Below are 11,367 nucleotides of genomic sequence, written 5' to 3'. Positions count from 1 at the left end.
TAAAAATTGATTGTTGTGATCATCTAGTGAAAGTCAAAAAGATGCGATAACCACAAAAAAAGAAAGCCGAAAATCAGTTGTCTAATTTACGGCTTTTTAGTTAAGATTCTTCCAACATATCAGACAAATTATATATTGAATACATAGTCATAGGTATATAATTTTTTAATGGATTCTTCATCTATGATTCTTTCATAGTCTCCACCATTTTCCTTGCAATATTTTTCAATCGCAACTTTGCTTTCCGACTCGACGTGTTCTCTTGCCATACCTAACAGTACCTGCTGGGTTTCCTCATCTAGATTTGTGAAATTCAGATATATCATAGCACTTAGTTTTAAAGAAGTCCGTTATCTGAAAAGCTGTAGTAATCACCATCAGGTGCAAATATCAAATGGTCCAGTAGTCTAATATCAAAAAGCTTACCTGCTTTATTGATTTTGTTCGTTAAATTCTTATCGGCTTCACTAGGAATCAATTTTCCACTTGGATGGTTATGGGTCAATATTATTGCCACAGATAATGATTTAAGAATGACCGCAAATAGAAGTCGTAAATCAACCAATGTTCCTGTTATTCCGCCTTGCGAAATCTGATAAACACCTTTGACCTTGTTGCTATTGTTCAGCAAAACCACTTTGAAGGTTTCATAGATGCTTATCGTGTTCTTGTCCCAATCCTCGAATAGCAGTTCTGCTGCATCCTGTGAATTTGAGATCGCTTGCCACTCAGAAGATTTTAAACCACCCTTGTAGCTAATCTTTATTTCGTTAACTTTATTCCTCATAGTTCTACTTTTCAATAGTTGGATAATGAAAAAAGAGGGTGCATCTTTTCGACGGGTACACCCTCTTTCATTTCTTAGTTACCGTTCAACAATAGAATTTCATTAGCTATTACCTCGGTTGCGTAGCGTGTGTTACCTTCCTTATCGTTGTAACTTCTCGTTTTTAGTTTGCCCACAATGGCAATTCTCTTGCCTTTGGTAACATACTTCTCGATAATTTCGGCAACCTTGCCCCAAGCGACCACAGTGTGCCAGTTGGTTTCGGTCTGCTTTTCACCTTCCTTGTCCTTATAGTTTTCATTGGTCGCCAATGACAATCGGGCAACTTTCTTTCCGTTTTCAAGATTTGTTACTGTTGGGTCATCCCCAAGATTTCCAATTAACTGAACGTGATTTTGAATAGAACTCATAACATTAAAATTTAAGAGATTAAAAAATTGATTTACTTATTGTATCTAGAGCGTTTTCCTTTTTTGATTTTTTGGATAGCCTTCGATATGTTTTTTGATACGATTTCATTGTTCGGATTTTAGATTTACTTCCCGTAGCGCCGTCGCTGTTACCTTTTTTTTGATGCTTTACGATTCAGCAATATCAGAGGGCGGTAAGGCGTATAAAAAGTGGAGTGCAACGAAACGGCTTTATGCCGCTGTCCACCGCTGATGTTGTAGTTTTGCGGTCAAAAAAAGAAGTAATAGTGGCGGCTCGGAAGTGAGTGTAAAATGAAAGATGGGAAGTTTTCGAATAAACAGAAGGGTATCCAAAACGAATAATGGAATTCCGTCTAAGCGAACTTAACCCGGTATTTTTTGTGGTAAGCGAAAGTTCCATTCCAGGCGTACCGGAATGGTTTACTGGAGCAAGAGCAAAAAAGAGTGGGTTGTGTTCAAGATATAGATAGTGAAGCTCTTTTCACGAAATGGGATGAAGGGAAATGTGCTGAGCACAACAAGAACTGCTGTTCTATGAATAGTTCCATCCACTTAAGTCGAAAGTCAAATTGAGAGTTAATCCTATCTTTGAGAATAATCCAATCCTGGATGAAGAAAGTTGATTTTCAAAAGTATAAAGCAAATTTAATTTCACTCGGGATACCAGAGGAAGAAATTTACGATTTTACTGGAGACAGGATTGAATCATTTTATCAGCGTTACTTTGATTGGTGCGTTGACAATATTGTTGAATACAGTCCGATATTTGGTGTAGAGCCTGCTTATTTTTATTACTGGGATACCTATAGAATTAATGCTGTAGCCGGGAAAGGTAAAAGAGTATATAGGATTAGGTTTTCAAAACCTTACATGGAGGCCTTACATAAAAAGCTAGGTAGAAAAGGACAGTTTTTTGATAAAACCGATTGGGTAGCCTTTAAAAATCTTCAAACTGTTACCCCAAATAGTCTAGAATTTTTGATGTTTCAAGCATCTACGATTTTCACTTTCTATCACGAATTTGCGCATTTAGTTCAGTACAAGGGTAAGGTGTTTTCAATGAATGAACATTCGACTGACGATAAATATTCTTATGAAAAACATGTATTTGAATATGATGCCGATTTAAATGGTTGCCAATTTGTTAGTATTTATTTTCAGCAGTTTTTTCAGGAACAATTACCTATAACCCACCAAACCCCAAATAATTTCAAACGACTTATGTATTTGGGCATTTCTAGTATCGTTATTACTCAGTTGCTTTTCTTATACGGTAAAATTTATCCTTTTCAACCAGAAAATTTAGATACAGAATTCTATACAAAGGAAAAGTCTCATCCTCATACATTAGTAAGGACCAAATATATTATTGAACACTATGTTAGTGTTGCAAAAGCAAATGGTGTAAGTATTGACTTTAAAGACACAACGAGAAACGTTACGGTTATTTGTAATGAATTTTTTAAAGATTCTGGACTATTTAAAAACTTTATTGAAGGTTTCCAGAATCATTTTGATGAAATTAATGCTTATGCACTGCAACTATATATTGGGCAAAGAGATAACCCCAATTGCATTAAGCATAAAATAGAGCTCTTCGGTTTTAACTTAAGGAACTAAAGATTTTGGGTAAATCAGAGGATTATAATTGTTGTTGGATGAAATTGAAAGTAAATAGCATCAAATTGAATTTCCAGTAGAAAATAAGCAAAATGTTGTACCTATGTTGTACCCAAATAAAAAAGGCTCTCAAATCTGAGAGCCTTTTTACTATTAAAGAAAACTTTGAAAAAGTGCGGCTGAAGGGAGTCGAACCCCCACGCCTCGCGGCACCAGATCCTAAGTCTGGCATGTCTACCAATTCCATCACAGCCGCTTTTTCAAAATTTTAATGAACTTTTATTGTTTAATTCCTAAGTCTAGCGTGTCTACCAATTCCACCACGCCCGCATAGTCCCAAATAATTATTGGGATGCAAATATAATTCAAATTTCGAATTGTGAAATAGCAAATTCCAAAAACTTCTTTTCGTACTTTTACTTTCCTTTTAAATATATTCATGGAACAAATCAAAGATTACATATCTCAACATAAAGACCGATTTATTAAGGAGCTAGTTGAGCTATTGAAACTACCATCAATAAGTGCAGATACAGCTTATTCTAAAAATGTCATAGCAACTGCAAAATTTGTTGAAAAATCACTACAAGAGGCTGGCTGTGACTCAACTGAAATATGCGAGACCAAAGGTTACCCTGTTGTTTATGGCAAAAAGATTATTGACAAGAGCTTACCAACAGTATTGGTATATGGGCATTATGATGTGCAGCCACCAGACCCAATGGAACTTTGGGATTCTCCACCATTTGAGCCTGTCATAAAAGCTACAGAGTTACATCCTCAAGGAGCAATCTTTGCTAGGGGTGCTTGTGATGACAAAGGGCAAATGTATATGCACGTTAAGGCAGCGGAATTCATGATTAAAAATGAAGTGTTGCCATGTAACATCAAATTTATGATTGAAGGTGAAGAAGAGGTAGGTAGTGATAGTCTAGCCGATTTTTTAAAGGATAATAAAGAAAAACTCTCCAATGATATTATTCTGATTTCTGATACTGGGATGATTGCCAATGATGTTCCATCCATTACAACGGGACTTCGTGGGTTGAGTTATGTTGAGGTTGAGGTTACTGGACCAAATCGTGATTTACATTCTGGTATTTATGGTGGTGCAGTTCCCAATCCTATCAACGTATTGAGTAAGATGATTGCCTCTTTACATGATGAGAACGGAAAAATAACTGTCGCTAATTTCTATGATAAAGTTGAGGAAGTATCTGCAGCCGAACGTGCGGAAATGGCAAAAGCGCCTTTCAATTTAGAGGACTATAAAAAAGCTTTGGATATTGGTGATGTACAAGGTGAAGAGGGCTTTTCCACTTCAGAAAGATACTCCATTCGCCCAACACTTGATGTGAATGGTATTTGGGGAGGATATACTGGCGAAGGTGCCAAAACAGTTATTGCTAGCAAAGCCTATGCAAAAATTTCAATGCGCTTGGTACCTCATCAAGACCCTGATGAAATTACAGAATTATTTTCCAAGCATTTCAAAGCAATTGCTCCGGATAGTGTGAAGGTAAAAGTGACTCCACATCATGGTGGTTTGCCCTATGTAACCAACATGGACAGTATTGGCTACCAAGCTGCAGCTAAGGCTTACGAGACTACTTTTGGAAAAACCCCAATTCCGGAACGTACTGGGGGAAGTATTCCCATAGTTGCCCTATTTGAACAAGTTTTAGGTAGCAAAACTATTTTAATGGGCTTTGGATTAGATAGTGATGCCATTCATTCACCAAATGAACATTTTGGGGTTTGGAACTATTTAAAAGGCATTGAAACCATCCCGTATTTCTACAAGTATTTTACTGAGCTCAATAGTTAGGCTATAGCCCTTATAAGTATTGATTAAGGGGTGGTTAGAAATATTTCTTCTAATAAAATTTTAATATTAATATTCTCTACATTTGTAGAATTAAAATATTTATTCTATGTTTGTAGAGTTAATTCTAATCTTGTAGAGAATGCAACTGTCAAAATCGGAAGAAGAACTAATGAACATCGTCTGGAAGCAAAAGAAAGCTTTTATGAAAGACTTATTGGATGCCTATCCGGAACCAAAGCCCGCTACCACAACTGTGGCCACCCTATTGAAACGAATGGCAGATAAGGGTTTTGTGGCTTACAAAAGCTTTGGACGCTCTAGGGAATACTATCCTTTGGTTAAAAAGAAAGATTATTTCTCCAAGCATGTAAACGGACTCATTAAAAACTTTTTTAATGATAGCCCAAGTCAATTCGCCTCGTTTTTTACACAATCCACGGATTTGAGTAAAGATGAATTAGAAGAGTTAAAGGCCTTAATCGATAACGAAATAAAAAAGAAATAATCATGCTTATTTACATCTTTAAGTCTGCAGCCTGCATGGCTATATTCTTTGTCTTTTATAAACTGCTACTAGAGAAAGAAAATATGCACGTTTTCAAAAGATTCTATTTGCTTTTGTCCATAGTAGCTTCGCTTTTGATTCCAGCTCTAGTTTTTACAGAATATGTTGTAGTTAATCCTGAAGCTACTATTGAAATACAGTCGCCTGCCATAACCGACAATGATTATATAGGAGTGCCAGCCGCCCTGGAAAACGATATCTTCCATTTTGAACCTATGTTATGGACTATTTATTTTTTGGGATTGACATTCTTCGGATTAAAGTTCATTAGAAATCTTGGTCAGATTATATGGCGTATTCGTAAAAATCCTAGACAAAGGTCTGCTAGCTTTATTCAGGTATTGCTACAAGAGAACTTTCCACCGCACACCTTTTTTAAATACATTTTTTTGAATAAAAAGAGATTGGAATCCAACAAAATACCAAAAGAAGTGTTATTACATGAAGAAACCCATGCAAAACAGAAGCATAGCTATGATGTGGTTTTCATAGAATTGCTTCAGGCTGTTCTTTGGTTCAATCCGTTGGTCTATTTTTTCAAAAAGGCCATCAAGCTAAACCACGAATTTTTAGCCGATCAAGCAGTGCTTAAAAAGAACATAGATAAACCAACTTACCAAAATACATTAATGTCGTATTTATCACCCGACAGCCACACCAATTATCAGTCAAGAATGGCAAATGCCATTAATTATTCATCAATCAAAAAACGATTTAATGTCATGAAAACACAAACATCAAAAAAAGCGATTCTATTGCGAAGTTTATTACTTCTACCTCTTTTAACAATGATGCTATACGGGTTTACAGAAACCAAACTCATTGAAAGGACAAAATCTAATATAGAAAAAAACATAAAAAAGGAATTAGAAGGAACAAACCAACTACCTGTGAATATAGTAGATACAGATGGTGCAAGTAAAAAAGAAATTATAGAATTCAATGTTTTAGCTAAAAGATACAATGCAATACCGATTGAAAAACGGGTAATACCATTAAACGATTTAAAAGTCTTGGAACTCATTTATCGTAAAATGAGCAATGAGCAAAAAGAAAACGCCCAGCCTTTTCCAGAATGTTTGCCAAAGAATATTCAAAAAGGAGCTTCCCGCGAACAAATGGCAACATACAATGCTTTAGCAAAAAAATACAATGAAATGTCCCGTGATGATATGCGGATTTCAATGAAAGATGTAGAGCAGTTAAAATATATTTACAGCATAATGTCCAACAAGCAAAGAGCAGACGCTGAGTCTTTTCCGGATTTTCCCAAGCCACCAACTGCTCCCGAAGCGCCAGAAGCTCCCCTACAGAAAAAGAAGAATTCAAAAACTGGATTTCTTGAAGTAGATGGTCAAACCCTATTTTATGTTTCTAAAAAAGGTAACAAGACATATTACAATCGTTGGGGGCAAAAAGTAAATGGTAAAGGCAAAATTCTAAATCCAAAACAAGCCCATGCAGAGGATATAATTGAAGGGCAGGTAATTTCAAAGGTATATAAAGAAGGTAATGTAGTAGTTGGATTCAATACGGATAATGTTAGCATTTTCCCTCCGCAGCCTCCGCTTCCACCAAAGCCAATTGAACCTTTGGATTATATAGTTAAGATGGCAAAAAAGGGAGCTGATTTTTATTATGAAGGAAAGGTAATTTCTTCAGATAAAGCCATTGAACTTTTTAAGAAGGACAAAAACCTAAACATCCAAACATCTAAGACCGACTCTAAAAATCCTAAAGTAAAAATCTCTAAAGCGCCAATACGCATTAAAAAAACTTCTTCTGGAGTAAATCTAGAAACTGGTAATATTAAAGTGGATGGCAAAGAACTATTTTACATTAAAAAAGATGGTATTACCAGATATTTTAATGGACAAGGACAACAAGTGGATAAGCAGGGCAGATTGTTAGCCAGCAATCAAAAGAGGAAACCTACCTTTTACCTTGATGGAGAAAAAATAAGCTCTGCTAAAGCGCATCAATTAATGCGCAACAACAAATCCATACAGGTTGCCACCGAAGATTATTCCGAAGATGAATATGCGATAGTTTTAACCGATTTAAGCAAAAGTTCCTACAATAATCACAATAAAAATAGCAATCCAAACTCAGTTATCGATTTAACAGAAATGATAAAAAAAGAAGCTTCTTTTTTCTATAATGACGAACCTATTTCTATAGAAAGAGCATTATGGCTTACTAAAAACGAGCATATAGAACGTGTACAAACTGTTGGAGCTAAAAATGGGAAACCAAAAGTCTATTTCTGGAAAAAGACTTGAAATCTTTGGCTCCATCAAAATCATAAATCACTGTTAAAGCCTTCATTTAGAAGGCTTTTTGTGTAACAAAATATAAATACCCACGTTCTAATAGTCTATCAAACCAAAACGAGCACTATCATGTTACAAAAATTCTTCATCTTCTGCTCTGGAGCGGACACTAATATTCTAGATACTTGTTCCAACGGAGAACGCAATAAATATGCTGGTATAGGCGCCACTGTTTTCTTTACCGCCGTAATGGCTTTTATTGCAAGTGGTTATGCACTTTATACTGTTTTCGACAATGTATATACTTCTATTTTCTTCGGCCTCATATGGGGCTTGCTTATCTTTAATTTAGATAGATATATAGTTTCTACTATTAAAAAAAGAGACAGTTTTAAAAGTGAATTGCTACAAGCTGCTCCAAGGGTTATCCTTGCCATCATTATAGCCATCGTTATTTCTAAGCCTTTGGAGATGAAAATCTTTGAAAAAGAAATCAACCAGGTTTTATTAGAGGAAAAAAATGCCATGACTTTAGAAAACAAAGAACAACTGGCTTTACAATACACTCCAACAATTGAAAGTCTGAATCAGGATATTGCCAACCTAAAAAATGAGGTTGCTCAAAAAGAGGCTGAAACAAATGCGCTTTACAATACTTATATAGCTGAAGCCGAAGGTACAGCTGGAACCAAACTCTTAGGAAAAGGTCCAGTTTATGCTGAAAAGCGCGAAAAACATGATGCTTACTTGGCAGAACTGCAGCAGTTAAAACAAACTAATGGTGAAAAGATTGCTGTAATTGAAAATCAAATTGCTTCTTTGAATACTGATTATGATAAAGCCGTAACTACCTCGCAGCCAGTTATTGATGGTTTTGATGGGCTTATGGCTCGTATCAACGCTTTAAACAAGTTACCGTGGCTACCTTCATTTTTTATTTTTTTGTTATTCTTAGCTATCGAAACTGCTCCAATCATTGCCAAGCTTTTGGCTCCAAAAGGAGAATACGATTATAAGCTTGAAGAGCAAGAAAGTATCGTTGCAACTTGGGTTACACAAAAAGTAACTCAACGTAAATTATTAATGTCCACCGATGCTGCCATGAACCAAGAAATCTATGAGGACATTAAGTCTGAAGAAGAGCTATATAGATACAAAAAAGAAAAAGCAGAAGAATTGATGCGCTTACAAGCAAATTCATTTCACAATACACAGATCAAAGGGCTTTAGGCTTTTACTGCGCTCAGCCTTACAACCTGAAATAACAATCTAGTTCATTAAACTATATCCATCTTTTCTAATAGGAAAGAAGCATTCATTGTTTTACTAACCCCTCTTTTTAGGAGATAGTCAAAATAGAGTTCATCATTTTCAATAGATGCATCCAAATAATAATTATGTATTTGTTTAAAATCTTTAGCAGAGGAACAAAGGCTTAAATCATGTGTGGCGATTAATCCGGTAGCTCTTTCTTTGACTAAACGAGCTAGGAATTTTTTAGACCCTGACGCTTTGTCCATACTATTTGTTCCTTTTAAGATTTCATCTAACAAAACAAAATAGCGTTCACTTTTCAAAGCTGTAACAATTTTCCGTAGACGTTTCAATTCCGAAAGAAAAAAGGAATCCCCTTTAGTCAAGGAATCGATACTTCGCATACTGGTCATTAATTTAATGGGAGAATAAAAACATTCCTCCGCACATACTGGCAGACCCATATTTGCTATAACAATAGCTAATCCCACTGTTCTGAGAAAGGTACTTTTACCCGCCATGTTGGAGCCCGTAATAATAAAGAAATTCTCTTGGCCAATCTGAAAATCGTTACGAATATTTTTATCGGCAGGTATCATTGCATGACCTGCTTTTTTACAAGCAAGTGAGACTCGCCCTTCTTGGACAATGGGATACGTATATAAAGGGTGGTTAAATGAGAAATTACCCAAGCTATTGTAGGCATCAAAAAATGCAATTACTTCAAACCAATCGGGAACATTGTCCTTATGTTTTTTAATCCAAGTTTCAATTTGATAAGCGGTTCTTAAAGCCCCTAAAAAACATCCATTCCCAAAAATAGCATAGAATACATTGTTATTGTAATCCATGACATCAAGTAGTTTTCCAAACTCTTTAACCGTTGCTGAAGCATTTTTATCCCCTACCAGTAACTTCTGTTTCTGATATTTTAATTGTGCTCCATCAAAATTAGTTTCTTCAATGTATGCCATCAGTTTTGAGTACTGCTTGAATACCGCTTTTACTTTATCCGCTCTCCTTGCCAGTAGACTAATCTGTCTATAATATCTTGCAGTAATCCCAAGTCCTAAAACAATCCAAAAAATAAATAATGAAAATGACCAAGAAGCTAAAAACAGTAAAGCGCAAAGTGCAATGGTAACCCCTAAAAACAACCATGGTAAATAACGCATCACTTTTGGCACAAACGGAGTATGTTTATTTAACCAATTAACGATTTCCTTTGTAGTGCTTTCAGATTTAATCAGCATGGCTTTGGCAGTATAATTCTGTCGCCATTCAGGCTTTCTTGCTAGCTCATCAACAGTCTCTTGCTTGGCAATTATGGACTCAACATTATTACTATTTATAAGCTCTGATAAATAATTTGTTCCATCATCCAATTGGGTCCTATTCATGTATTGAAAAAAAGAACCTTTTCCAAAAAGGTCTAAATCTTGACTATAATCGTGGTTCGCGTCTATAAATTCAGCGCCATCTGGGAGAGTATCAAAATCATATTTTAATACATCTAACTCTGTTGAGTTTATTTTTGTAAGAGCATGTGTAAAACGGTATTTCTGTTTGACATCTTCATAATACCTCACCAAGAAGAGGAAAGTTCCCATACCCAAAAAAGCAGAAAGAGTAGCTAACTTTACATCAAACCATAAAAAATAAACCGCTATGATAGTCGCCGCAAACATAGCTAAGCGAGAATAAGAAAGAATTTTTAATCGTTTCTGAATTTTAAGACCCTCACTGGTATAACGTTCTAGATTCTTAATGTAGAACTCAAAAAGTTTTTGCATTGCTTCTTTAAAAGCTCAAAGATAGGTATTCAATACTTCTACTAAATTTTGATTTAGTAATCAAAGATTTCCCAACTCTTCTTTAAGTTTTTTGGTCAAGCCACTGACAACGAGGCCGTATGAATGATCTATTTGCTCTTTGGTAAAAGTTGGCGGTAACTGTTCCAAATACAGTGTATTCCAATGTTTTTTGCTCATATGGTATCCTGGAATAATTATACCATCATATTCTTCTCTAAGGGATACAGCCTTTTCTGGGTCGCACTTAAGGTTAGCTTGAGGAGGCCTTCGTTCTAATGACATCAAAGCATACATTTTACCCATAACCTTAAAAACCAAGGTATGCTCATCAAAGGGAAATTCTTCAGTCACACCTTTTTTAGCTAAACAATACGTTCTGAATTCTTCAACGTTCATCTTCTAAACCCCATTAGAATCATAGACAATAACCTTATCCCAAAAGTCTTTGCATTCTTCAATAAAAATCAAATGCGCTTCTTCTTCTTGGTAATTTTGTTGTGCTTCTACAGATTCAAATGTTACGATTAAGGAGTAGGTAAATGACCCATCAACAACATCTCTTGATGCTTTTGGTGGTGTCCCAATAAAATTGGTTTTTGCGTATTTTGAGTTCGCCAAGAATTTTTTAAGTGAAGCCTCAAACGTGCTTCGATGTTCTTGATTATCTGGGCTTTTAAACCAAAAATATACAGTGTGTGCAAAAGCAGAATCAAAGGTTTTCATATTATCATTTTTTTGATTGCAGGATGTGATTAAAAGTCCAGCGAACAACAAAGTGCAAATTACTTTTTTCAT

General features: G+C 35.5%; 11 protein-coding genes and 1 tRNA gene. 5 read left to right on the top strand and 7 right to left on the bottom strand.

Features of this window, described 5'->3' with window-relative positions; translation table 11 throughout:
* Nucleotides 1-128: 128 nt before the first annotated feature.
* From AACP56_RS14365 to AACP56_RS14355, 3 genes are all read right to left on the bottom strand, one after another.
* Complete coding sequence (locus tag AACP56_RS14365; protein ID WP_339337462.1) at nt 129-326, bottom strand: hypothetical protein; 198 nt, start codon at nt 324-326, stop codon at nt 129-131.
* 11 nt (nt 327-337) lie between these two features.
* Nucleotides 338-787, bottom strand: coding sequence for a JAB domain-containing protein (locus AACP56_RS14360; RefSeq protein ID WP_339337463.1), 450 nt, complete (start codon nt 785-787; stop codon nt 338-340).
* Nucleotides 788-861: 74 nt separating this feature from the next.
* A complete protein-coding gene (locus AACP56_RS14355; RefSeq protein ID WP_339337464.1) occupies nt 862-1,197 on the bottom strand; it encodes a single-stranded DNA-binding protein in 336 nt (111 codons plus the stop codon).
* A 630-nt stretch (nt 1,198-1,827) separates the two neighbouring features.
* Between AACP56_RS14355 and AACP56_RS14350 the strand changes: the two genes are divergently transcribed.
* Nucleotides 1,828-2,838: a hypothetical protein gene (locus AACP56_RS14350; protein ID WP_339337465.1), complete on the top strand. Its 1,011-nt coding sequence runs from the start codon at nt 1,828-1,830 to the stop codon at nt 2,836-2,838.
* 174 nt (nt 2,839-3,012) lie between these two features.
* On the opposite strand, the gene AACP56_RS14345 is transcribed toward AACP56_RS14350, so the two are convergent.
* Nucleotides 3,013-3,094: transfer RNA gene (locus AACP56_RS14345), tRNA-Leu, on the bottom strand.
* A gap of 183 nt (nt 3,095-3,277) precedes the next feature.
* On the opposite strand from AACP56_RS14345, the gene AACP56_RS14340 reads away from it, so the two are divergent.
* The 4 genes from AACP56_RS14340 (at nt 3,278) to AACP56_RS14325 (ending at nt 8,734) form a co-directional block, all read left to right on the top strand.
* Complete coding sequence (locus tag AACP56_RS14340) at nt 3,278-4,666, top strand: dipeptidase (RefSeq protein WP_339337466.1); 1,389 nt, start codon at nt 3,278-3,280, stop codon at nt 4,664-4,666.
* A gap of 139 nt (nt 4,667-4,805) precedes the next feature.
* Nucleotides 4,806-5,171 carry a BlaI/MecI/CopY family transcriptional regulator gene (locus tag AACP56_RS14335; protein WP_339337467.1) on the top strand — a complete coding sequence of 122 codons (366 nt, stop codon included), beginning with the start codon at nt 4,806-4,808 and terminating at the stop codon, nt 5,169-5,171.
* 2 nt (nt 5,172-5,173) lie between these two features.
* Nucleotides 5,174-7,513 (top strand): M56 family metallopeptidase, encoded by a 2,340-nt coding sequence (locus AACP56_RS14330; RefSeq protein ID WP_339337468.1) that lies wholly within the window; start codon nt 5,174-5,176, stop codon nt 7,511-7,513.
* Nucleotides 7,514-7,633: 120 nt separating this feature from the next.
* Nucleotides 7,634-8,734, top strand: coding sequence for a DUF4407 domain-containing protein (locus tag AACP56_RS14325; RefSeq protein WP_339337469.1), 1,101 nt, complete (start codon nt 7,634-7,636; stop codon nt 8,732-8,734).
* Between the two features lie 47 nt (nt 8,735-8,781).
* On the opposite strand, the gene AACP56_RS14320 is transcribed toward AACP56_RS14325, so the two are convergent.
* The 3 genes from AACP56_RS14320 to AACP56_RS14310 are packed head-to-tail and all read right to left on the bottom strand — an operon-like array spanning nt 8,782 to nt 11,367.
* Complete coding sequence (locus AACP56_RS14320) at nt 8,782-10,551, bottom strand: MutS-related protein (RefSeq protein WP_339337470.1); 1,770 nt, start codon at nt 10,549-10,551, stop codon at nt 8,782-8,784.
* Nucleotides 10,552-10,611: 60 nt separating this feature from the next.
* Nucleotides 10,612-10,968 carry an MmcQ/YjbR family DNA-binding protein gene (locus AACP56_RS14315; protein WP_339337471.1) on the bottom strand — a complete coding sequence of 119 codons (357 nt, stop codon included), beginning with the start codon at nt 10,966-10,968 and terminating at the stop codon, nt 10,612-10,614.
* A gap of 3 nt (nt 10,969-10,971) precedes the next feature.
* Nucleotides 10,972-11,367, bottom strand: coding sequence for a Dabb family protein (locus tag AACP56_RS14310; protein ID WP_339337472.1), 396 nt, complete (start codon nt 11,365-11,367; stop codon nt 10,972-10,974).

The organism is Croceitalea sp. MTPC6, from assembly GCF_036985525.1.
Classification (GTDB): Bacteria; Bacteroidota; Bacteroidia; order Flavobacteriales; family Flavobacteriaceae; genus Croceitalea.
The sequence above is the reverse complement of the archived record's forward strand: the minus strand, read 5'-3'. Positions and strand labels throughout refer to the sequence as shown.